Source organism: Streptomyces sp. TRM70350, from assembly GCF_019219825.1.
In the GTDB taxonomy this organism is placed as follows: Bacteria; Actinomycetota; Actinomycetes; order Streptomycetales; family Streptomycetaceae; genus Streptomyces.
Genome location: NZ_JAHUXH010000004.1, coordinates 278,728 through 300,195 on the forward strand (window position 1 = coordinate 278,728; position 21,468 = coordinate 300,195).

Annotated in this window: 20 protein-coding genes and 2 pseudogenes; 8 read left to right on the top strand and 14 right to left on the bottom strand. The window is 70.6% G+C overall.

All coding sequences use genetic code 11. From position 1 onward, the window contains the following. Positions 1–13: 13 nt before the first annotated feature. From KWI83_RS09230 to KWI83_RS09240, 3 genes are all read right to left on the bottom strand, one after another. The gene (locus KWI83_RS09230; RefSeq protein WP_218513805.1) at positions 14–1,225 is read right to left on the bottom strand and encodes a hypothetical protein; all 1,212 of its coding nucleotides are present in this window, start codon (positions 1,223–1,225) and stop codon (positions 14–16) included. Positions 1,226–1,401: 176 nt separating this feature from the next. Beyond that, positions 1,402–2,691: a GAF domain-containing protein gene (locus KWI83_RS09235; protein WP_218513806.1), complete on the bottom strand. Its 1,290-nt coding sequence runs from the start codon at positions 2,689–2,691 to the stop codon at positions 1,402–1,404. 366 nt (positions 2,692–3,057) lie between these two features. Then, positions 3,058–4,692, bottom strand: coding sequence for an acyl-CoA dehydrogenase family protein (locus KWI83_RS09240; protein ID WP_218513807.1), 1,635 nt, complete (start codon positions 4,690–4,692; stop codon positions 3,058–3,060). A gap of 110 nt (positions 4,693–4,802) precedes the next feature. Between KWI83_RS09240 and KWI83_RS09245 the strand changes: the two genes are divergently transcribed. Next, the gene (locus KWI83_RS09245; protein WP_218513808.1) at positions 4,803–5,957 is read left to right on the top strand and encodes a YihY/virulence factor BrkB family protein; all 1,155 of its coding nucleotides are present in this window, start codon (positions 4,803–4,805) and stop codon (positions 5,955–5,957) included. Between the two features lie 185 nt (positions 5,958–6,142). Here the strand turns inward: KWI83_RS09245 and KWI83_RS39895 are convergent, their stop codons facing one another. Next, the gene (locus tag KWI83_RS39895; protein WP_218513809.1) at positions 6,143–6,367 is read right to left on the bottom strand and encodes a hypothetical protein; all 225 of its coding nucleotides are present in this window, start codon (positions 6,365–6,367) and stop codon (positions 6,143–6,145) included. Positions 6,368–6,609: 242 nt separating this feature from the next. Beyond that, positions 6,610–7,005 carry a RidA family protein gene (locus KWI83_RS09255; RefSeq protein ID WP_218513810.1) on the bottom strand — a complete coding sequence of 132 codons (396 nt, stop codon included), beginning with the start codon at positions 7,003–7,005 and terminating at the stop codon, positions 6,610–6,612. A 135-nt stretch (positions 7,006–7,140) separates the two neighbouring features. On the opposite strand from KWI83_RS09255, the gene KWI83_RS09260 reads away from it, so the two are divergent. After that, positions 7,141–8,115, top strand: coding sequence for a YafY family protein (locus KWI83_RS09260; RefSeq protein WP_218513811.1), 975 nt, complete (start codon positions 7,141–7,143; stop codon positions 8,113–8,115). Between the two features lie 178 nt (positions 8,116–8,293). Beyond that, positions 8,294–8,977 (top strand): helix-turn-helix domain-containing protein, encoded by a 684-nt coding sequence (locus KWI83_RS09265; protein WP_218513812.1) that lies wholly within the window; start codon positions 8,294–8,296, stop codon positions 8,975–8,977. Here the strand turns inward: KWI83_RS09265 and KWI83_RS09270 are convergent. After that, complete coding sequence (locus tag KWI83_RS09270) at positions 8,966–9,367, bottom strand: VOC family protein (RefSeq protein ID WP_218513813.1); 402 nt, start codon at positions 9,365–9,367, stop codon at positions 8,966–8,968. The genes KWI83_RS09265 and KWI83_RS09270 overlap by 12 nt on opposite strands. A gap of 118 nt (positions 9,368–9,485) precedes the next feature. On the opposite strand from KWI83_RS09270, the pseudogene KWI83_RS09275 reads away from it, so the two are divergent. Beyond that, a pseudogene (locus tag KWI83_RS09275) lies at positions 9,486–10,272 on the top strand (class I SAM-dependent methyltransferase). A gap of 458 nt (positions 10,273–10,730) precedes the next feature. Next, entirely contained in the window at positions 10,731–11,330 is a 600-nt protein-coding gene (locus KWI83_RS09280; RefSeq protein WP_218513814.1) for a hypothetical protein, read from the top strand. Between the two features lie 42 nt (positions 11,331–11,372). Here KWI83_RS09280 and KWI83_RS09285 read toward each other — a convergent pair whose 3' ends face one another. Then, positions 11,373–12,005 (bottom strand): VOC family protein, encoded by a 633-nt coding sequence (locus KWI83_RS09285; protein ID WP_218513815.1) that lies wholly within the window; start codon positions 12,003–12,005, stop codon positions 11,373–11,375. Between the two features lie 61 nt (positions 12,006–12,066). On the opposite strand from KWI83_RS09285, the gene KWI83_RS09290 reads away from it, so the two are divergent. Next, entirely contained in the window at positions 12,067–12,639 is a 573-nt protein-coding gene (locus KWI83_RS09290; RefSeq protein ID WP_218513816.1) for a hypothetical protein, read from the top strand. Between the two features lie 13 nt (positions 12,640–12,652). On the opposite strand, the gene KWI83_RS09295 is transcribed toward KWI83_RS09290, so the two are convergent. Further along, positions 12,653–12,835 (bottom strand): DUF397 domain-containing protein, encoded by a 183-nt coding sequence (locus tag KWI83_RS09295; protein WP_218513817.1) that lies wholly within the window; start codon positions 12,833–12,835, stop codon positions 12,653–12,655. Continuing rightward, positions 12,832–13,454: pseudogene (locus KWI83_RS09300) on the bottom strand (DUF5753 domain-containing protein). The gene KWI83_RS09295 and the pseudogene KWI83_RS09300 overlap by 4 nt, the downstream one beginning before the upstream one ends. A gap of 487 nt (positions 13,455–13,941) precedes the next feature. On the opposite strand from KWI83_RS09300, the gene KWI83_RS09305 reads away from it, so the two are divergent. Continuing rightward, positions 13,942–14,541, top strand: a complete 600-nt coding sequence (locus tag KWI83_RS09305; RefSeq protein WP_218513818.1) for a DUF642 domain-containing protein — start codon at positions 13,942–13,944, stop codon at positions 14,539–14,541. Between the two features lie 133 nt (positions 14,542–14,674). Next, positions 14,675–15,322: a ThuA domain-containing protein gene (locus KWI83_RS09310; protein ID WP_218513819.1), complete on the top strand. Its 648-nt coding sequence runs from the start codon at positions 14,675–14,677 to the stop codon at positions 15,320–15,322. Positions 15,323–15,349: 27 nt separating this feature from the next. Here the strand turns inward: KWI83_RS09310 and KWI83_RS09315 are convergent, their stop codons facing one another. The 5 genes from KWI83_RS09315 to KWI83_RS09335 all read right to left on the bottom strand — a co-directional run bounded on the left by KWI83_RS09315 (position 15,350) and on the right by KWI83_RS09335 (position 21,287). Continuing rightward, complete coding sequence (locus KWI83_RS09315; RefSeq protein WP_218513820.1) at positions 15,350–16,393, bottom strand: LacI family DNA-binding transcriptional regulator; 1,044 nt, start codon at positions 16,391–16,393, stop codon at positions 15,350–15,352. Between the two features lie 167 nt (positions 16,394–16,560). Then, the gene (locus tag KWI83_RS09320; RefSeq protein WP_218513821.1) at positions 16,561–18,144 is read right to left on the bottom strand and encodes a family 43 glycosylhydrolase; all 1,584 of its coding nucleotides are present in this window, start codon (positions 18,142–18,144) and stop codon (positions 16,561–16,563) included. Further along, a complete protein-coding gene (locus tag KWI83_RS09325) occupies positions 18,141–19,055 on the bottom strand; it encodes a carbohydrate ABC transporter permease (RefSeq protein ID WP_218513822.1) in 915 nt (304 codons plus the stop codon). Before KWI83_RS09325 ends, KWI83_RS09320 begins: the two co-directional genes overlap by 4 nt. Continuing rightward, positions 19,055–19,939 carry a carbohydrate ABC transporter permease gene (locus tag KWI83_RS09330; protein WP_218513823.1) on the bottom strand — a complete coding sequence of 295 codons (885 nt, stop codon included), beginning with the start codon at positions 19,937–19,939 and terminating at the stop codon, positions 19,055–19,057. Before KWI83_RS09330 ends, KWI83_RS09325 begins: the two co-directional genes overlap by 1 nt. Before the next feature lie 10 nt (positions 19,940–19,949). Next, positions 19,950–21,287, bottom strand: coding sequence for an ABC transporter substrate-binding protein (locus KWI83_RS09335; RefSeq protein ID WP_218513824.1), 1,338 nt, complete (start codon positions 21,285–21,287; stop codon positions 19,950–19,952). Between the last annotated feature and the right edge of the window lie 181 nt (positions 21,288–21,468).

Genomic DNA, 21,468 nt, shown 5'->3' on the forward strand with positions numbered 1-21,468 from the left:
GTCAGGGAATCATCTAGCGCAGCGCCCTGTCGATCGCGTCCAGCGGCAGTGAGAACAGCATCCGCCCCGACTGCGACCAGACCTCACCGCTCTCCTCCCAGTAGGAGAGGGACTGCGCGGGGTCGCTCCAGCACAGATACGTCTCGTCCGTCCCGCACTGCGCCGCCCGCGCGCCACCGCTGTCCTGCCGCCACAGCGTCCCGTGCCCGCCCGCCGCGCGGGCCAGGTACCACTGGGACCGGTGGGCGAGCACACCCCGGACGTCGGCCGCCTTCGTCTCGTACGCCTCCTGCGGCCTCGTGCCGAGCAGTCCGGCGCCGGAGGGGTCGTCGTCGAGGGCGTAGCGCCACAGGCGGGTGGGCCGGTCGGCGTCCGCCGGGACCGACTCGCTCGCGACCAGGCTGTCGGGCGTGGTGCTGCGGTCGAGGGAGAGCGCGCCGATCCGGGCGCCGGTCAGACGGTACGAGCGGACGGCGGGCAGCGTGTACCGGTCGCCGCGCGCCGGGGGCGCGGTCGCGGCGGTCTCGGCGGGGGTTGCGGAGGCGCGCCGGATGCGGTCCAGGTCGTAGACGTACAGGGCGCGCCCCTCGTCGGCGGTGACGAGCAGCTTGTCCTGGTACCAGACCATTCCGGACAGCGTGGACACGAGCGGCCGGCCGGTGGGGTCGCCGCTCGCCGGGACAGTGAGGGCCACCCAGGTGTAGGTGAGCCGGTCCGGGTCGCCCGCGTCGACGAACGCGACCCGGGAGCGGCCCTGCTGGTCGCTCCAGCCGGAGAGGACCACACGGTTGGCGCCCCACCGGCCGTCGTCGTCGGCGTCCCCCGACGTGGTCACCGCGCCGGTGCGCCAGCCCTCGGTGCCCGTTTCGTCCCAGCAGTGCGCCCGGGTGGCCGCGGGCGCTATGGGCAGCGCGGAACGGTCGGCTCCGGTGCAGTCGGCCGCGGCGCGAAGGGTGCGGTCGGCGTCCGCGAGGACGGCGGCGACGCCGACGGGCCGGGCCGGGCCGTCGGGCACGGGCTGCGGGATCCGCTCCTCGCGCAGCCGCAGATCCGCCAGGGAGACAGCGGAGGTGACCGGCTTCAAGGCGCCCGGATCGGTGCCGACCGTGGCCTGGGAGGCACTGATCAGGGTGGCGGCGCCGGTGAGCGCGAGCGCGGTCCCGGCCAGGAACGCCCGCAGCGCCTGGCCCCGCCTGCGTCGTCGGTGTCTGCCGCGATGCTTCATCTGGTCCTCCCGAGGCGGGCCAACTGCGCCTGACGATCCGTGCGTTGACCTGGGAGCAGGTGGGGTGGCCCGATAGGCGATGCTACGTCAGGTACGGCGGACTGTGGACGCAGACCCAGCAAATATGCGGAAGAAGCCCGGATATGCTGTTCCCGCGAACCGCTCCTGTCCGGCTCTCACGGCACCATCGAGGCCGCCCGCGCCTTGATCACCGCCGGTGCGCTGGAGTGCGGCAGCAGGTCGGACGGCTCGGGCGGGAGGACCACTTCGATCTCGGCGCCATCGCGGAAACGATACGGCCGATGCTCCAGAAAGCTCCCCAGGTACCGCCGTACCCGCGACATCTCGGCCCGCACCGTCACCGTCCGCCGCGGGTCGCCGAACACGTCCGCGGCGAGCTGCGCGGCGGTGCGGCCGGTCCGGTGCTGGGCCAGCAGGAACAGCAACTCGCTGTGCCGCGGACTCAGTTCATGGGTCCAGGCCCCCGCGCCGCCCGACACCGTCACCGACCAGCGGCGCGGCTGCGCCAGATCCAGCACGATCCGGGTGGCGCCGGACGGCAGCGGCTCGTCGGCGGGCCGCACCAGCCAGCCCCCGGCCAGCGGTTCCACCACGCACAGGCCCAGCACGGGCAGCCAACGGCGGCCCGGCGACAGCGCCTTGGGCAGCGCGATCCGGTTCGTGTACGGCATCCCCGTCACGGCCGCCGTCCAGCCCTCCCGGTCCACCACCAGCGCGCGGCCGGTGAGCCGGGCCAGCACCGGAGCGGCCACCGCGCGCAGCCGCTCCAGCGCGGTCAGATGCAACTCCCGCAGCCGGGCCTCGGCGAGCTTGGCCACCGAGTCGACCCAGGCGAGGGTGGCGGGATGCATCGTCTCCAGCGGCCCGCTCACGTCCACCACGCCGATCAGCCGCCCGTCGCGCGGATCCGTGATGGGGGCGCCGGCGCAGGTCCACGAGGCGTGCGAGCGGACGAAGTGCTCCGCGGCGAACACCTGCACGGGCCGCCGTACCACCGCCGGGGTGCCCACACCGTTGGTGCCGACGATGTTCTCCCGCCAGTCCGCGCCGAGCAGGAAGCCCAGCCCGTCCGCCTTGCGCAGCACCGCGGAACTGCCCTCGCGCCACAGCACCCGGCCGTCCGCGTCGGCGATCACCATGATGTGCCGGGCGGTGTCCGCGACCGAGACCAGGCCTTCCCTGAGCACCGGCAGCACATGCCGCAGCGGCGAGTGCTCGCGCCGCCGCAGGATCTCCTCCCGCGTCAGCAGGCCGGTCCTGAAGTCGTGGTCCGGGTCCACCCCGCTGCGCAGCATGCGTCCCCACGACTCCTCGATGACCGGGCGGGGCGCGAGGTGGGGGCGCTTGCCGGAGAGAGCGGCGTCGCGTACCGCGCTGAGCATCCGCGCGGCCCGTGGCGCGTCGACGGCGGCCAGGTCCGTCACATTCATCGGCGACCGCGGCACTGAGGTCCTCCCCCGGGTTCACACTGACGTGCGACCGGCTGTCAAGCTCTGGCGGCGTCGTTTTCCGGTCGCGTCCTGATGGTGCGTCCCATACTGCCGCCCGCCGATGACGGAGGGGTCCAGTCCGGTCACAGACACCGGAAAGTTGCAACCCCCTGCAACCCTGGTGAACCGCCCTACGCTGATTGAAACTTGAGCGACGTCGCCCGTGCGGCGCGCATGGCCTGAACGGGCCGGCAAGGGCAGGGGTGGTGCCGTGTCGGCGCAGCACCACCCCTGTCGGCGTGCGGTTTTCCGGGAGGGGGAACCATACGGACTCAAGGTGACGTACGCGCGTCAGCGCCCCGCAGCCGCCGCGCCCCCGGGTCAGGAGACCGGCCGCGCCCGCTCCACGATCGACGCCAGGTCCAGCGTGTGCGGCAGCGTTCCGAAAGCGGTTCCCCAGTCGCCGCCCAGCCGTGAGCCGCAGAACGCGTCGGCGACCTCCGGGGGCGCGTACCGGACGAGCAGCGCACCCTGCAGCACCAGCGCGAGCCGCTCGACCAGGCGCCGGGCGCGGGCCTCGATGCCCTCCAGATCGGCCAGTTCGGTCAGCAGGTTCTTGATCGCGGCGTCCAGCCGGTGGTCGGCGCCGCGCGCTCGGCCGACCTCCTGGAGATAGGCGTTCAGGGCCTCCGGCTCCCGTTGCAGCGCGCGCAGCACGTCCAGCGCCTGAACGTTGCCCGCGCCCTCCCAGATCGAGTTCAGCGGCGACTCGCGCACCAGCCGGGGCAGCCCCGACTCCTCCACGTAGCCGTTCCCGCCCAGGCACTCGGCCGCCTCCACCGTCACCGGCGTACAGCGTTTGGTCACCCAGTACTTGGCGGCGGGCACCGCCAGCCGCAGAAGAGCCCGCTCCTGTTCGCTGCCGTCGTCGTAGGCGGCGGCCAGGCGCAGCCCGAGCGTGGTCGCCGCCTCCGACTCGATTGCGAGATCGGCCAGCACGTTGCGCATCAACGGCTTGTCGATCAAACGCCCGCCGAACGCCTCCCGGTAGGCGCAGTGGTGGACCGCCTGCGCGACGGCCTGCCGCATCAGCCCCGCCGAGCCGAGCACACAGTCGAGCCGGGTGGCGGCGACCATCCCGATGATGGTCCGCACCCCGCGCCCCTCCTCGCCGACCCGGCGGGCCCAGGTGCCGTCGAACTCGACCTCGCTGGAGGCGTTGGAACGGTTTCCCAGCTTCTCCTTCAGCCGCTGCAGCAGGAACACGTTTCTGCTGCCGTCCGCGAGCACCCGCGGCACCAGGAAGCAGGTCAGCCCGCCCGGTGCCTGGGCCAGCACCAGGAAACCGTCCGACATCGGTGCCGAGCAGAACCACTTGTGCCCCGTCAGCTCATACGTCCCGTCCTGAGCCAGCGGCCGGGCGACGGTGGTGTTGGCGCGGACATCGCTGCCCCCCTGTTTCTCCGTCATGCCCATCCCGAACAGCACCCCCGCCTTCTGCTCGGCGGGCCGCAGATCACGGTCGTAGATCACGGACGTCAGCCGCGGCTCCCACTCCGCGGCGAGGTCCGGGTCCGTGCGCAGGGCGGGCACCGCGGCGTGGGTCATGGACAACGGGCAGCCGTTGCCGGCCTCGGCCTGCGTCCACATCAGGAACCCGGCCGCCCGCCGCACATGCCCCGCGGGCCGCGTCCAGGCCGCGGTCAGCCCGGCGGCAACGCCCTTGCCGAGCAGCCGGTGCCAGGCCGGATGGAACTCCACCTCGTCGACGCGGTGGCCGTACCGGTCGTGGGTGTGCAGCCGGGGCGGGTTCTCGTTGGCCAGCACCCCCCACTCCTGCACCTGAGCCGACCCGGCGGTGCGGCCGAGCCCCGACAGCTCGTCCAGGACCCAGTCGAGCAGGTCCGGGGCGACGTGCCGCTCGACGGCCGCCACGAGGGCGCGGTCGGCGCCGAAGACGTCGTATCCGACGAGCGGCGGGACCTGGTTGGTCACGGTGTGGGTGCTGCGTGCCATGTCTCGGAACCTACCCCGTGGTACGGGGGTGGTCACCCCGCGGACCCGGGCACCGTGCCCGGCGTCCCACCAGGATGAACCGTGCCCGGTGCGGCGGATACCTTTGAGTCGTGCAGCCAGCAAGTGACACCCCCGAACGACCCTCCGGTCGCCTCCACCGAGCGCGGGCCCTGTACCGGAACGTCTCCAAGCGCAGGACCGCCTGGCTGCTGCTCAAGGACACCGTCAACTCCTGCATCGAGTACCGCATCCTCGGGCTCGCCGCCGAAGCCGCGTTCTTCACGTTGCTGTCGGTGCCGCCACTGCTGCTCAGCCTGATCGGCCTGCTCGGCTACGTCGACGACTGGACCGGCACCGACACCATCTCCAGCCTGGAGACCAACCTCCTGGAGGCCTCCCGCACGGTCCTGTCCGACCAGGGCGTCAACCAGATCGCGCGGCCGATCCTGGACGACGTGATGCAGGGCGGGCGACCGGACGTCATCTCCATCGGTTTCCTGTTCGCGCTGTGGTCGGGATCCCGGGCGGTGAACGTCTTCATAGACACGATCACCGTGATGTACGGCCTCGACGGCGTCCGCGGCATCGTCAAGACCCGGCTGGTGGCGTTCCTGCTGTTCATCGCGGCCCTGCTGATCGGCTCGGTGGCGCTGCCGCTGATGGTGGCGGGCCCGGACGCGGTGGTGCGGATCGTGCCGTGGTCGACGACGGTGGTGCAGGTCCTGTACTGGCCCGTGGTGATCGTCCTGTCGATCGTCTTCCTGACCACGCTCTACCACGTGTCCGTCCCGGTCCGCTCCCCGTGGGTGGAGGACGTGCTCGGCGCCCTGGTGGCCCTCGGCATGTGGGTGCTGGGCAGCTTTTTGCTCCGCATCTACCTGCAGAACACCATCGAGGGCGCGACGATCTACGGCTCCCTGGCCGCCGCCGTCGCCGTACTGCTGTGGATCGGCGTGTCCGCCTTCGCCGTGCTGGTCGGCGCCGCCGTCAACGCGGCGATCGACCGCGTCTGGCCGGCCGCCGCGACGGCCGCCGCCCGCGCCGCCAACGAACGGATGCGCGAGGCGCAGGTCGCCGAGTACGTCGCCCGGGCCGCCGCGGCCCGCGAGACCGACCCCGACGACCCCGACATGCCGTCCGAGTTCCCCGAGCGCTGGTCCCGCTTCCTGCCCCCGGAGGACGTGACGGCACGGCTGCGCACCCAGGTGAAGAGCTCGCAGAACGCACAGAAGGGGGGCGGGGAGGAGCCGTCGGGAGACAAGTGAGGCAGGCGGGTCCGGTCAGGGCGTCCAGGCCCCCGCCGCCGCGGCACACTTCCACGAGCAGATCGACCACCTCGGGCGGCTCCCCGAAAGCGGCCGGCCGCGCCCCGTACTCCACCGCCTGCACCGGCCGGTACGTCAGCACCCGCCTCTCTCCTTCGCGATCTCCGCCACCGCCTCCCCGAAGGTCAGCAGCCGCGGCCCCGACACGTCGACGCCCTGCCCGACGTACCGTCACCCGCCGTCAGCACGGCCACCACCACATCCGCCACATCCCGCAGATCGACGAACGGCTCCTTCACCTCACCGCCGGCGAAGACCAGCTCCCCGCCCAGCCGCAGCCCCTCCGACTCCCGCAGCGCCTCCTCGGTCGGCCGCGCCTGCACCTCGCCGCGCGCCGACAGCGGCACCACCAGGCGGTCTCCCTCGGCGTACGGTCCTGCGGCGAGCCGACGCCCCGGGGGTGATGCGCGTCGTCGGCGCCCTGCAACGTCCGCGCCCAGGTCGAGCGGTCCGTCCAGTCGAAGCCCTGGGCGCGCGAGGCCGCCCGCACCGTCAGTCCGGCCGCCTGCGCGGCCCGCGCCACCCGGCTGCCCGTACGACTGGACTCTCCGGCCGGATGCCCGGCAGCCCTGCCGGAGGCGGCGAGGTCACCTCACGCGACCGCGGTCCCTTCCAGCTCGACCATCAGGTCGGGGACCGCCAGGCGTGTCACCCCGAGCATCGTGGTGGTCGGTGACACACCGGCGGCGCCCAACCGCGACGCCAGCACGCCGTAGTGCTCGAAGAGCCGATCGACGTCGGTGGTGTAGACGTTGAGCCGGACCAGGTTCGCGAGGGACATGTCGGCCTCGCCGAGCACGGCCTCCAGGTTGTCGATGGTCAGCGCCAACTGCGCCGCCATGTCACCGGCATGCTGGGGCTTGCCGTCGCCACTCATCGCCGTCTGCCCGGAGCAGTACAGGGTCCGGGTGTGCCCGGAGACGACCTCACCCTGGCTGTAACCCAGCTCCACCGACCACGTCCACGGGTTGACCGTCGATCGCTCCATCGCCACATCAGCTCCATTCGCTTCCTCGGCAGTACGTACGTCCAAAGGCTCGGTAGCCACCGCCTTTGGCGTCAGTTGGTAAGCCTCCCCGCGAATCACGACATCCTTGGTCATGTATTCCGCTAGCGTTCTCGCATGCGTGCCGACCGGCTGATCTCGTTGGTGCTGCTGCTGCGTCAGCGCGGTCGGCTGACCGCGGCCACGCTGGCCCGCGAGCTGGAGGTGTCCACCCGCACCGTGCTGCGCGACATCGAGGCGCTGTCCGCGGCCGGCGTCCCGGTCTACGCCGAACGCGGCCGGCACGGCGGTTTCGCGTTGTTGCCCGATTTCCAGACCGATCTCAGCGGACTGAACCACGACGAGGCCCTTGCCCTGCTGGTCGCCGGATCGGGGCGCGGCGAGCAGGTGTTCGGCCTCGGCTCGGCGCTCGCTTCGGCCATGCGCAAGGTGGTTGACGCGCTGCCCGAAAGCCATCGGGCCGCCGCGAGCGACGCCGCCCGGCGATTGCTCATCGACCCGGAGACCGACCTGCTCTCACACCGCTTGGTCACCGAGGAGTTGCCCGACACCACGATGATCGAGATCCGGCGCGCGGTGCTCGCCGGCCACAAGGTGCGCATCCACTACGCGGCCGCGGACCAGACGCCACAGTGGCGCACCGTGGCCCCGATCGGCCTGGTCACCGTACGCGACCGGGGATACTTGCTGGCCACACGATCTGGCGCGGACCGCACCTACCGGCTGTCACGGGTGCTGGCCGCCGAGGAACTCCCCGAACCGGCACAGCGACCGAACCGGGTCGATCTGGACCGGATCTGGCGGGAACGCTGCGCGCGGTTTCTGTCCGACGGCGACCAAGTCACCGTGCTGGTACGGGTGAACCCGGCACGGCGCGAGGACCTGGTGAGCACCGCACTGGCCGTCCGCGCCGAGGATCCCGGCGCAGACGGCTGGCTGCGGCTGGAGGTGACCTTCCAGGATTCACGACACGCCGAATGGGCGCTGTGGCAGCTCACCACGGACGTGGAAGCCCTGGCCCCGCAGTGGTTGCGCACCTCCCTGCGCAACCGCGCCGCCGCGCTGGTCTCCTGCTACGGAGCGTCACCCTGAGAGTGGTCGCCTTCTGCGAGCCGCCCCCGACGCGGTCCGGGCCGCTCCGTACTGGCAGGTGCCGCTGCTCGTCCGCGGTCTCGGCTACGGGCGGACGATCACCCCCGTCACGAGCGGACTTGGCAGTGGTCCAGGCCGACCTCGCTCTTCGCGGCCTGCACGACGTAGCCTGGCGTACGTGTACGCGGAGCGGGCGTCCCGGCTGACCGGCGCGGTGGTGTGGACGAACACGCCGACCGGGCCCGGTGCGGGGCGGGTGCTGCCCGACGGCTGCATGGACCTGCTGTGGAACGAGGACCGGCTGCTGGTGGCCGGCCCGGACACGCGCGCGTACGTGAGTGCGGACGGGGCCGGTGCGTGGGCGGGCGTCCGCTTCCACCCGGGGACGGCGCCGACGCTGCTCGGCGTACCGGCGCACGAGGTACGCGACCGGCGCGTCGCCCTGACCGACCTGTGGCCGACGGAGCGGGTACGCCGCCTGACGGCACGCGTGAACGCGGCCGCGGATCCGGCGAGCGGCCTGGAGGAGGTGGCCCTGGGCCTGGCGGCCGACGCCGACCCGCCGGACCCGCTGCTGCGGCGGATGGTACTGGCCCTGGACGCGGGCCGGACGGTCGCCTCGACGGCCGACGAACTCGGCCTCGGTACCCGCCGGTTGCATCGCCGCGCGTTGATGGCCTTCGGCTACGGCCCGAAGACGCTGGCGCGCGTGCTGCGCTGGCAGCGGGCCCTCGCGTTGGCGCGGAGCGGGATGCCGTTCGCGGAGACGGCGGTGCGCGCCGGGTACGCGGATCAGGCCCACCTTTGCCGGGACACCAAGGAGTTGGCGGGCACGACGTTGGGGGAGCTGCTACGACGCTGAAGGCAGCGGCGCGAACAGGTCGACCCCGTTCCCGTCCGGGTCGTGCAGGGTGGCGTACCGCTGCCCCCAGACGGCGTCCCACGGCTTGAGCTCGCCGTGATACCCGGCGGCCACCATCTCCTCGTACACCGCGTCGACCTGGCCGGGCGTGTCGCACAGCAGCGCGAGCGCGGCCCGGCCGCTCCCGACGGGCGGCTGCCACCCGGGATGGAAGGACCGCACGCTCTCCTCAGTGTCCAGCAACAGCCGTACCCCGCCGGGCAGTTCTGCCTCGGCGTGCGGCTGCTCCTCCACCCCCTCGGGGAACGCGAACCCGAGACGACGGTAGAAGACGACAGCGGCGGCCATGTCGGAGACCACCAGGCCGATGGCATCGAATCGTGGAGTCATGGGGCCACGGTACGAACGGGCGGGACGCCCGTCTTGAACGAATCGGACACCACGGGAAGTGACCGGACGCCGGGTAATCAGCTTGCCCGGTCCGGCCCGGCTCTCTACCGTCGCCCGCATGGTTGACGCGATCTTCGGGCACCCGCGACTGGCCGCGATCTACGACGTGCTCGACTCCGACCGCGGCGACCTCGACGCCTACCTCGGCATCGCCCGGGAGTTCGCCGCACGCCGGGTGCTGGACATCGGTTGCGGAACGGGCGTCTTCGCGCTGCTGCTGGCCGATCGCGGCATCGACGTCGTCGGCGTCGATCCCGCGCAGGCCTCCCTGGACGTCGCCCGCGCGAAACCGGGCGCCGACCGCGTCCGCTTCATCCACGGCGACGCGACCGCGCTTCCGCCCCTCCAGGCGGACCTTGCGACGATGACCGGCAACGTCGCCCAGGCCATCGTCGGCCCGGAGACATGGCGGATCACCCTGCGGGCATCCCATGCCTCCCTACGACAGGGCGGACACCTCGTCCTCGAAACCCGCGACCCGGCCCGCCGCGCCTGGGAGGAGTGGAACCGGGACGCCTCCCACCGCGTCACGGACGTTCCCCGGCGTTGGCGCGGTCGAGAACTGGGTCGAAGTGACCGACGTCGACGGGCCGTTGGTGACCTTCCGCTGGACCTTCGTGTTCGCCACGGACGGCGCACGCCTGATCTCGGACTCCACCCTGCGGTTCCGCTCCCGCGAGGAGGTGGAGGCGGATCTTCTTGACGCGGGCTTCACGGTGGACGACGTTCGCGATGCTCCTGACCGGCCCGGGCGGGAGTTCGTGTTTGTGGCGCGCAAGCCGGGTGGCGGCGGAGCGGATGGGACGGTGAGTGTTTCGGCCGAGCGCACCGGCATTGGGCGTTGACCGCAGCGCGTGGTGGCGCTGCCTGAATTGTTCAGATGGCACGGCCCTTCTCGTGGTGGAGCGGGGCGAGGGCTGTGGCGGTGATGTCGCCGATGCGTCCGGGGGGAGGAAGGCTGGTCGGCGTTGGCCTTCTCAGCGAGTGCCGAAGCGTGCCGATCTGTGTCTTCGAAGCTCCTGCAGCCTCGAAGGCGGCAGAAGCTTCGTTGTTATGTTGTTTGGTCGCCTGGGCCGACCTGCTAGCTGCCGCAGCGCTGGACGACCAGGACCCCTTAAGCTGCGCTGGCCGGAGACACGGCAAGAACGGGACGATGCGTAGCGCAAGGACGTGATCAAGCATGGGTGGTTCGAGCAGCCAGGCGACCCGGGCCTTGCTGAGCCCCGGAGCCCCGAACCGGCAGCGACATGACGGTCCGGTTGGAGATATGCCTTCAGCATGCCCCTGACAGTAGTCTTGGGGCGTGGCCCACAACGCGATGGCCCTCACGTCGGCGTTCTGGCAGGCGGCACCCGATGGGGCCCATGCGAGATATGCGTGGTGGCTGTTGATCGGTGGTTGCGTCGTCGCGGCCGCCGCACTGCTGGTGAGCGTCGCGCTGTTCAGGGCGCACCGCAAACACGACGTCGGCATCCTCGATACGGCCTGCAGGATCGCCGGTGACATCGCAGCGTGGGGGTTGTTCGTCGCGTTCATGGGCGGGGCGGGCTGGCTTATCGAGATGCGGGGGGCGGCGCCAACCCCCAGCACCAGCACGAGCGCGTTCCTCGTCCTGCTGGCTTCGACGGCCGGAATTGCCGTCGTCCTGGCCGGATGTCTGGCTCTGACCTTTGCTCCGTTCTCGAACGACCTTGAACGGACAGGGCAGCCGCTGCCGCAGTTGGTCGCCGGGTACGCGCTCGTGGTGGATGTGGTCATCGCGGTGATGGCGGCGTTGGGTGCGCTACGCGTCACCCACCTGAGCTTGATCGAGACCGTGGCCTGGGCACATGTCGGCGTCGGACTTGCCCCGCTCGCTGTGGGGTTCATCCTCCTGTTCGTGTTCCTGGTCGCCTCTGCCTAGCGCTGTCTCGCAGGAGGCGGGCTTACGGTGCCGGTCGTCTTCTCAGCCGAACCGCACCGGCCCCCGCGGTGTGTCCACCGTGAACGTCAGGCCCACCGGGCCCTTGTTGAGGGTGAGATCCGTGTCCAGGGCGGTCAGGAGGGGGCGGAGCTCGGCCGGGTCGGGGGTGCTGGCAGAGAAGGCCAGCAGGGGAGTGGTGGGAAGGTTCGACGCCGTGGGATGGGGTGAGGCGCCCCAGTCGATGAGGAAGGGGACCAGGCCGGAGGGGTGGGCGGACACGCCCTCGGTCAGGCGCCATTGCAGGAGCGTGCCGTCGGGGGTGCGGCGGCTCATCGGGAGCGGCGGGCCGGGGTCGTAGCCACGGGCACGGGCGGCCGCGATCGCCGCGTCGAGGTCGGGAGGGCTGATCGCCCAGGTGAACGTGCGCGGTCCGGGCAACTCGTCGACCCCGAAGGGACGCGGCCCGTCGGGCGTGGCCTGGTCCGGGTCCGGACCGATGATCTCCAGGTAACCGGTTCCGCCCAGACCGACCAGGTAATTGCGGGTGCCGAGACCGACGTGCGTGCCGCCGACCGCCGGTTCCACACCGGTACGCCGGGTGAAGTCGGCGACCGTCGCCGCCAGATCGGGCGTTGCGAGGGCGAGGTGGTCCAGGTGTGCCGGAATCGTGTTCATCGTCACCAAAGCTACGCAACCCGCATGCAACTGTGGAACGCCTGTGCGGCAGGATGGGCGCATGATGCGTTCCGTACGTGCGCTGCCGCTGGCGGCCCTGCTGATGCCCGTCCTGCTCACCGGCTGCGGCACCGAGCAGGCCGACGCCGCCGACCCGGCCGAACTCGGGTCCCGCGCCCAGGCGTTGGGCATCGCACCCGAGCACGTCTACGTCACGGAGGCCGACGGCTTCACCCTCGCCCAGCAGTCCGTCGGCGTGTACGGCGGCGACGGCTTCTCCGCCGTGTACGTGTCACAGCAGACCGGCGCCCAGATCCAGCTCACCGTCGACCGCGGCACCGTCAACTCCGCCAACTGCTCCGAGTGCGTGCGCGACGGCGACGCCTGGTTCCGTGGCACCGGGGAGCAGCGCGAGTACGCCGTACCCAAGGACGGCCACGTGCTGCGGGTCAGCGGCGCCGCGGTCTCCCGCGACGTGCTGCGCGAGGCGGCTCTCGCCGCCCACACTCCGTCCGCCGACGAACTCGACACCCTCCTGCCACCTGCCCAGGATGCCGCCACGCCCGTCGAACGCGGCGACCTGCCTCCGGCCGGTGACGGGGCGCCCAACAACGAGGTGGGCGCGAGCGGTTGACGTCACGGCGCCGTCAGTTGCCGGGCAGCTTCAGGAAGGCGGTCCAGGTGGCGGGGGTGACGGTGAGGTGGGGGCCGGTGGGGGTTTTGGAGTCGCGGATGTGGATGGTGGTGGGCTGGACGGCGACCTCGATGCATGCGCCGCCTTCGCCACTGCTGTAGCTCGACTTGAACCATTCAAGTGCGGTGCCGCTCATTGCTCTCCCAGAAGACGGTCCAGCAGGTCTCTCGTGTCCTCCGCGTTGAGGGCCTGTGTCCGCAGCATCGCATACTTCTGGGTAAGGATCCCCACCTCGTCGGGGTTGGCGATCAAGGTGCTGCCGCGCTGTGTTTCGCTGTACGCGAGCCGCTGGTGCTCAGGCGTCTCCAGCAGGATGAACGGGCCTTCCAGCCCGGCGTGCGAGGTGCGCCCCAACGGCAGGATCTGCAGCGTGAGCCCGGGCAGTTCTGCGTACTTTCGCCAGGACCTCGCGCCGCTCGATGCGCGCCGCAACCAACTGCTCGACCCTCGTCCTCGTCGTAGACCGGCACACGGTTGCGGAAGACCGCCCGCGCGTACGCCTCCGTCTGGAGCAAGCCAGGGACCAGCAGACTCTCGTACCACGAGATCACGATCGCCTCCCGCTCCCGATCCAGGTACTCCTCCGCCCACATCGGTACGAGATCGACCTCCGGCATCCTGCTCAACGCAGTCGACAACGCCCCCTTGGTGTCGAGGAATTCGTCGATCCCCTCGGCGGGATCCGGCTTCAGCGGCCGTCGGCCCTGCTCGATCGACGCGATCTGTTGCTCGCTGACGCCGAACTGCTCGCCCAGTGACTTCTGCGTGTATCCGGCGGCCTCGCGATAGAGGGCGAGCAGCGCGCCCAGCATCTTCATCGCCGAGGCGTTCCGTCGTGATCGTCGTGACCGGGTCGTGGTGCTCACGGTCACGTGATGGCCACGCGGTGTGACTCACGTCATGTGAACGAAGAAAACCGCCTACTCGGAGGGTGGCCGCGCGGGCCGTCGAGCTCAGCGCCCGCGCGCTGCCCGGTCTGCCGAGAATGCCCGTCTGGACGGAAAAGGCCGTGGTGGCCTGGGCATCAAGCGACACGTATACGCATCACGTAACGTCCGCTGCAGCGCGACAAAATGGCGGCTTATCGTTTTACATCACTCACATGAGTGCCTTCGGGTGTCTCGCAGCAGACCTCGGGCATGCACCCATCGCAAGTGTCACGAGTAATCGCCCAGTTCAGTTCAGAACACGGCTGGAATCCATCGAGACTGCTGTCGACACAAGCGAAAGTGAGTGACCGCCATGAGGGCCAACCGTTCGATCCGAGCCGCTGTCGTGTCCGCGCTGTCCGTGCCTCTCCTCATCGCTGCCGCCGTCCCTGCCCAAGCCGACACACGACTGCACGTCGAGAACCCGAACTTCAACACGCCGGGCGTCGAGCAGGACGGCACGCATTACCACAATGTGGGTGTCGGCAGCCCTGCCATGCCGGGCTGGTCGGTCACCCATGGCAACGTCGACATCTATGGCCGCGGCTTCGCCAAGGCTCCGACGGGCACCCAGGCGCTCAGCCTCAACGGTGGTACCTCGGGGACGGTCATTCAAACCCTGGAAACCACACCCGGATCAACAGTGACCGTCTCCTGGCTCCAATCACCCGACACGTGGTCCGGATGCTCCACCAGCAACAGTCAGGTCTACAGCGCAGGCGTGACGGACTTCAACGGCTCCGCCACGGAGCTGTTCAATCCGGGTCGACCCACCACAGCCGGAGACTGGACGAGGGCAACCCTCACGTTTACCGCCAGTCGCTTCCTGACGACTTTGGAGTTCGCCTCACAAAACGGCGGTGGCGCCTGTGGCCCTCTGATCACGCACGTCGTTGCCCACGAGAAACCGTGATGGCCCGACGAACTCGGGCACGGCACCACACAGATGGGGCGGGCCGCCGGCACCGGCGGTCCGCCCCATCCACGTGATTTCGGGTCTTCGGGAGTAGGGGGACCGCTGCCCCGGGCCGCCTACGCTTGGCGGCATGCTCCCCCGACTCCTTGTCTACACCCGCACCACCGCCTACCGGCACGACTCCATCCCGGCCGCCGTCGCCGCCCTCCGCGCCGTCGGGGACTTCGACGTCCAGCACACCGAGGAGCCCGCCGACCTGGAGACGCCCCTGGACGGGTACGCCGCCGTCGTCTTCCTCTCCACCAGCGGCGAGGTGCTGACCCCGCCCGGGCGGGAGCGGCTCGCCGCGTACGTCGAGGCGGGCGGCGGTTTCGTCGGCGTACATGCCGCGGCCTGCACCGAGTACGAGTGGCCGTACTACGGCGAACTGCTGGGCGCCTGGTTCGACCGGCATCCCGCGTACCAGCCGGGCAAGGCGGTCGTCGAGGACCGCGGTCACCCGGCCACCCGGCACCTGCCCGCCGTCTGGGACTTCACCGACGAGTGGTACGACTTCCGCTCCAACCCGCGGGGTTCGGTGCGCGTGCTCGTGTCCGCCGACGAGTCGTCGTACGAGGGCGGTGGCATGGGGGACGACCATCCGCTGGTGTGGTGCCGGGAGAAGGGTGCCGGGCGTGTCTTCTACACCGCGCTCGGCCACGCCTCCGAGGCCTATGCGGACCCCGACTTCCGGGCCCATCTGCGGGGCGGTGTCCGGTGGGCGGCGCGGCTCGACTGACGGCCCGTCGGCCACCGCCGTCCGCCCCTAGCCGCGCGGCGGAGCCGTGCTCGCCCGTTCCACCAGGCGGGTCGACAGTTCCGTGCGGGTGCCCTCCGGGCGGTCGCCGTCCATCATGCGCAGCAGCAGGCGCAGGGCCGTGGCCGCCATTTCCGAGATGGGCTGACGGATCGTGGTCAGGGGAGGGGAGGCCCAGCGGGCCTCGGGCAGGTCGTCGAAACCGACCACGCTGATGTCGTCCGGGACTCTGAGGCCACGCTCGGCCACGGCGTCGTACACCCCCAGGGCCACGCGGTCGGAGCGGACGACGACGGCCGTCGGCGGCTCGGGCAGGTCGAGGAGTTCACGCATATGTCTGCGGGCGACGGACTCGTCGAACCCGGCATGCCGCACGTACTCCGGGCGGTGCCGTACCCCGGCCGAGGCGAGCGCCGAGCGGTAGCCCGCGATCCTGGCGCTGCTGCACATCGTGCGCCGATGGTCGGCGATGACGGCGATGCGTTCGTGGCCGAGGGACAACAGGTGCTCGGTCGCCGTCACCCCGCCCTGCCAGTTCGCCGCGCCCACCGAGACCACGCCGGGCGGCGGTTCGCGCACCGGGTCGATCATCACGAAGGGGACGCGGTGCTGTTCGAGCCACGCGTACTGCGACTCGGTCAGCTCGGCGAGGGTGAACAGCACCCCGGCCGAGCCGCGCGCGGTGAGCTTGTCCAGCCAGCCGCGCTCCGGGCTGCCGGTGCGGCCGCGGGCGAGGTCCGCCGAGACGACCACGTCCAGGCCCGCGTCGTGCGCCGCCTGCTCCACGCCGTGCAGCACCGCACCGGACCAGGAGCTGTCCAGCGAGTGCACCACGAGGTCGACGAGGCGGGGCGCCTTCGCCGCGTCGAAGCGCGGTCTGCGCACGTAACCGAGCCGGTCCAGGGCCTCCGTGACCCGGCGGCGCGTCTCGGGCGCCACGTCCTCGCGGCCGTTGACCACCTTGGACGCGGTCGGCACCGATACCCCCGCCTCCCGGGCCACCACCGCCAGCGTCGGCCCCGCCGGCGCACCCGCACTCCCCGTACGGACCATCGGGAACCACCTCTCCGGCCCGCCCGAGGGCCATCGAAAGTTGCGACCAGCACCATAGAAAGCGCTTCCTACACTAAGCGGGCCGTAGGCGGACGTGAAGACGCCGGTCATCACGGGAGTGCGGTTGGCCGAACTTTCGAAATCCCGGAGCCGGAAGCGGGCTTGACTCAGGCACGGCTCACCAGTCGGAAGCCGTGGAAGTCCGCCGTGAAGGACGCGTCGACGAGATCCCGGGCGTGGATCCCGGCCATGGCGCCGGTGAAGCGGAGCCGGGTTCCGTAGTCGTCGGACAGGCGGCTGAAGTCCAGCGGTGGTCCGATCGGTGCGCGGACGCCGTCCCGTAGGTACCAGAAGCGGGCGTCGGCGCCGTCGATCGTCACACCCAGCATGACCGGTGCCTCAGCCACGTCGACCACCGCCACCTGCCGGGCGCCCTCTTCATCCCGTTCGACCAGGCTCAGCACCGTCCGGCCGCCGCCCCGCCACTGCTGGCCGCGCTGCGGCTCGCCCTCCGGCTCCGCCCATGTCACATCGAGGCTGAGGTACGCCTCGCTGTCGTAGCGCAGGACCAGACCGGCGGCCTGCGTGAAGCTGCGCGGCCGGGCGTCCACGGTCACCTCCGCCTCCGCGCGGTGCTCGGTGATCCGCTGGGCCAGCAGGCTCTGCCCCCAACGGGACTCGGGACCGTGCCGACCGCGCAGCCGGATCCAGCCGGGGCGGCTGGTGGTGTCGGCCCAGGACGGGTCCGGGTACTCGCGCAGGGTGCTCCACGGCCAGTCCAATTGCGCAGAAAGGGACGGGAGTTCGGGCTCCCAGGGCCGCGTCGGTACGTCGACCTCGACCGCTGGATGCCGGCCGCCGTGCGCCAGTCTCGGCCACCCCTCCGCGTCCCACACCACCCGCTGGATCGCCGTCTCCCGGCCCAGCGTGCAGCGCGGACCGTGCGGCGTCCGCAGCGGGCGGGCTGTCAGGTGGCTGAGCAGCCACTGCCCGTCCGCTGTTTCGACCAGCTCCCCGTGCCCGGCTTTCTGCAACGGCACCTCGGGGTCGTCCCGCGTCGTCAGCAGGGGCCGGTCGTCGAGTTCGTACGGGCCGGTCAGGGCACGGCTGCGGGCCACCCGTACCCCGTGCTCCCATCCCGTGCCGCCCTCCGCGAGGACCAGGTAGTACCAGCCGTCGCGGCGCAGCAGCTTGGGGCCCTCGATGAGCCGGTCGTGCTGCAGGAGCAGGTGCGTGCCGCCGATCGGGACCAGCGTTTCCCGGTCCAGCTCGGTCATGACGATGCCCGCGAAGCGCCTACCCCCTGGGCGAGGGTCGTTCTGGAGGTTCAGCAGCCAGAGCCTGCCCTCCTCGTGGAACAACGCGGGATCGAAGCCGTGGCTCGCCACGCGGCGCGGGGCCGTCCACTTCCCGGCCACGTCCGTGGCCGTGGAGACGTAGGTGTCCAGGTCGAAGTACGGCGTGCCGACCGAGCGCACGACGGAGTACGTCACCCAGAACCGCTCCCCGTCCCAGCTCAGGGACGGCGCCCACACGCCGCCCGAGTCGGGCACCCCGGCCAGCGAGTCGCCGGGGACCGCGCCCCGCACATGGCCCGCGTACTCCCAGTGCGCCAGGTCGCGGGAGCGGTGGAGGGGGATCGTGGGGAACCACTCGAAGGAACTGGTCGCCACGTAGTACCAGTCGCCGACCCGGACCAGCGACGGGTCCGGGGCGAAGCCGCGGATGACGGGGTTGCGCAGCAGGGTCACTTCAGCGCCCCCAGCGTGACGCCGGTCCGCCAGTAGCGCCGCATCGCGATCATCATGATCGCCATCGGGATGATCGACATCAGCGCGCCGGTCAGGACCAGGCTGGTGAGGTCGACGCCGGATTCGAGGCGTTTGCCGGACCAGTTGTACAGGCCCAGGTTGAGGGTCCAGTTCTCCTCGCCGCGCAGGACGGTGAGGGGGAGGAAGAAGGCGTTCCAGGTGTTGACGAAGGCGAGCAGGAACACCGTGGCGCCGCCGGTCGTCATCATGCGCAGCACGATGCTGAAGAAGATGCGCAGCTCGCCCGCGCCGTCGATGCGGGCCGCCTCCAGCAGCTCGAACGGGATGGTCGACTCCGTGTAGACCTTGGCCAGGTACACGCTGAACGGATTGATCAGGCAGGGGATCAGCATCGCCCACGGGGTGTCGACCAGGCCGATCTCCGAGAACATCAGGTACAGGGGCAGCGTCAGCAGGGCGATCGGGATCAGGAACGAGCCCACCACGCAGGCGAAGACCAGCTGGCGGCCCGGGAAGTCGAAGCGGGCCAGGCCGTAGCCGGTGGCGAGGGCGACGAGGGTGCCGCCCAGGGAGCCGACGCCCGCGTACAGCAGCGAGTTGGCCGTCCAGCGCAGGAAGATGCCGTCGTCGTACGTGAAGAGCTGATGCAGGTTGTCCCACAGGTGCATGCCGGAGAACCACAGGCCGTTGCTCTGGTACAGCCCCGTGCGGTCCTTCGTGGCGGCGACGATCAGCCACCACACCGGGAACAGGCTGTAGACGCTGGCCAGCACCAGGCCGATGAGGAGGAAGCGCTGCCCGCCCCGTGAACGGGCAGCGCGGTCGGGGCGGCCCAGGCGGCGCACCGTGCGCGTGGGCGGATTCTTCGTACGGTCCTCGGTGAGCACCATCAGTCGGCCTCCCTCGAAGTCAGCCGGTAGAAGAGGAAGGACGCGACGCCGAGGATGAGCGCGAGGAGTACCGACAGGGCCGCGGCGTAGTGGTAGTTGCCCGCGTTGAACGCCTGGTTGTAGATGATCATGATGGGGGTGAAGCTGTCGTTCACCGTCTGCGGTGTGACGTTGCGGAAGAGGGCGGGCTCGTTGAAGATCTGCAGCATCTGGATGATCGAGAGCATGCCCGTCAGGACGAGCGCGCCGCGCACATACGGGATCTTGATGCTGAGGGCGATCCGGCGTTCGGAGGCGCCGTCGAGGCGCGCGGCCTCGAAGAGCTCGCGGGGCACCGCCTGCAGGGCGGCGTAGATGATCACCATGTTGTAGCCGATGCCGTGCCAGGTGAGCAGGTTGCCGATGGACGGCCAGACCATGGACGGGGCGAAGAAGTTCCAGTCGAAGCCGAAGGCCTCGCCCAGCGGGGTCAGCGGGCCGACCTCGGGGCTGTAGAGGTTGATCCAGACGATCGCGGCGACCACACCCGGGATCATGTACGGGACCAGCAGCAGGATCCGGAAGCGGCCCGCCGCGCGAGCGGTGAGCGCGTCCAGGAACAGCGCCAGGATGAGGCTGATCAGCAGCATCACCGGGATCTGCACACAGGCGAACAGCACCACGCGCAGGACGGAACCCATGAACGCGGAGTCGGTCAGGCCCTTTTGGTAGTTGTCGAGGCCGGAGAACGTCTCCGTCGAGCCGCCGAGGCCGAGGCCCGAGCTCTGCTCGGTGTACAGGGACTGGTGGACGGCGTACCCGATCGGGAGCAGGTAGAGGAAGACGAAGCCGAGCTGGAAGGGCACCGTGAAGGCGGCACCCTTCCAGCGCAGGGAGCGAATCATTGGTGAGTGCCTAGCCCTTGACGCTGATACCGCGGGACTTCAGGTCATTGACGGTCCACTCCTGCATGTGCGCCAGGAGGTCCGTGACCTTCTGCTCCTTGTTGACGACCTTGGCCCAGCCGGCCTGCAACTCCGTGAACATGGCCGTCCAGTTGGGGCCGAAGGTCCAGTCCGTGGTGACGGTGTCCAGGCTGTCGGTCACGACCTTCTGCGCGGGCTCGTAGTGCTCACCGAGCAGCTTCTCGGAGATCGACTCGGCGACGTAGGCGTCGCTGTCGGCGAGGGCCGGCATCACGCCGTTGCCGGTCTCCGGGCTCGCCATCGTCTTGACCGCGCCCGGATCGGTCGACATCCACAGCGCCGCCTCGGCGGCCTGCTCCTGGTGCTCGCACTGCTCGGTCACCAGGGTCACGCTGCCGGTGAGGTTGGTGCCGGCGGGCGTCTTGGGCGCCTCGCCGGTGAAGGTGGGCCAGGGGGCGAGGGCCCAGTCGCCGAAGGACTCGGTGAAGTTCTGCACCATGCCGGCCATCTGCCAGGTGGAGATCTGCCGGGTCGCGGTGCCGCCCTTGTCGTAGTTGCGCTGCACGGCGGCGTAGTCGGCGAAGGACAGCTTGGAGTTGAGGTCGTTGTCGATGACCTCCTGGATCACCTCGGCGGCCTTGAGGGTCCCCTCGTCCTGGAAGTCCACCTTCCAGGAGTCGCCGTCGACGGCGTACCAGTGCGCGCCGGCCTGCATGGCGAGCACCTCCAGGGTGCTGGGATCCTCACCGGCGTAGTTGGTGATCTTGATGTTGTGCTTCTTCAGCTCCTTGCCCGCGGCGATGAAGGCGTCCCAGGTGGCCGGGGGCTCGATGCCGTACTTCTCGAAGATGTCGGCACGGTAGATCGTGAAGTTGGGCGAGGAGCTGGTCGGGACGCCGTAGAGCTTCCCCTGCACCTGGGCGCTCGCCCATGAACCGGCGTTGAACCTGTCCTTCTCGCCCTCGACGTACTGCGTGATGTCGGCGAGCGCGCCCTCCGCGACCCAGCTCGTCACGTACTCGGCGGTGTTCTGCACCAGGCAGGGGGCGTTGCCCGCCTTGACCGCGTTGGTCAGCTGCTTCTGCATGGTCAGCTGGTCGGTGACCTTCGTGTACGTGAGCTGGACGTCCTCGTGCGAGGCGTTGAACGCCTTGACGACCTCCTCCTGGCCGTTCGCCCAGCCCCAGAAGGGGAGGGTCACCGGGCCGGAACCCGAGGAGTCTCCGGAGTCGGAGTCGGAGCCGCCGCAGGCGGCGAGCAGGCCGGTGAGCGCGATACCCGCGACTGCGGCGCGGGCGAACCTTCTCCGGGGGCTGGTGAAGTTCATCGGACCGTGTTCCTTCGGAAATCAGGCGTCTGGCAACGGGGGACGCGGCGGCTCGGTACTGGCCGGCATCGGCGGTGTGAACACCGTCGGCTCGGTGGGCGGGGCGGCCAGGCAGAAGTGATAGAAACCGGTTGCTGGGAAGGTAGGCCGCTCTCCCCGCCTCTAGCAAGAGGTGTGCGGC

Excerpts from the sequence above, each read along its gene's own strand:
- KWI83_RS09230 (WP_218513805.1), bottom strand. The coding sequence starts at position 1,225 with ATGAAGCATCGCGGCAGACACCGACGACGCAGGCGGGGCCAGGCGCTG.
- KWI83_RS09240 (WP_218513807.1), bottom strand. The coding sequence starts at position 4,692 with ATGGCACGCAGCACCCACACCGTGACCAACCAGGTCCCGCCGCTCGTC.
- KWI83_RS09255 (WP_218513810.1), bottom strand. The coding sequence starts at position 7,005 with ATGGAGCGATCGACGGTCAACCCGTGGACGTGGTCGGTGGAGCTGGGT.
- KWI83_RS09260 (WP_218513811.1), top strand. The coding sequence starts at position 7,141 with ATGCGTGCCGACCGGCTGATCTCGTTGGTGCTGCTGCTGCGTCAGCGC.
- KWI83_RS09270 (WP_218513813.1), bottom strand. The coding sequence starts at position 9,367 with ATGACTCCACGATTCGATGCCATCGGCCTGGTGGTCTCCGACATGGCC.
- KWI83_RS09285 (WP_218513815.1), bottom strand. The coding sequence starts at position 12,005 with ATGAACACGATTCCGGCACACCTGGACCACCTCGCCCTCGCAACGCCC.
- KWI83_RS09290 (WP_218513816.1), top strand. The coding sequence starts at position 12,067 with ATGATGCGTTCCGTACGTGCGCTGCCGCTGGCGGCCCTGCTGATGCCC.
- KWI83_RS09295 (WP_218513817.1), bottom strand. The coding sequence starts at position 12,835 with ATGAGCGGCACCGCACTTGAATGGTTCAAGTCGAGCTACAGCAGTGGC.
- KWI83_RS09305 (WP_218513818.1), top strand. The coding sequence starts at position 13,942 with ATGAGGGCCAACCGTTCGATCCGAGCCGCTGTCGTGTCCGCGCTGTCC.
- KWI83_RS09310 (WP_218513819.1), top strand. The coding sequence starts at position 14,675 with ATGCTCCCCCGACTCCTTGTCTACACCCGCACCACCGCCTACCGGCAC.
- KWI83_RS09315 (WP_218513820.1), bottom strand. The coding sequence starts at position 16,393 with ATGGTCCGTACGGGGAGTGCGGGTGCGCCGGCGGGGCCGACGCTGGCG.
- KWI83_RS09325 (WP_218513822.1), bottom strand. The coding sequence starts at position 19,055 with ATGGTGCTCACCGAGGACCGTACGAAGAATCCGCCCACGCGCACGGTG.
- KWI83_RS09330 (WP_218513823.1), bottom strand. The coding sequence starts at position 19,939 with ATGATTCGCTCCCTGCGCTGGAAGGGTGCCGCCTTCACGGTGCCCTTC.
- KWI83_RS09335 (WP_218513824.1), bottom strand. The coding sequence starts at position 21,287 with ATGAACTTCACCAGCCCCCGGAGAAGGTTCGCCCGCGCCGCAGTCGCG.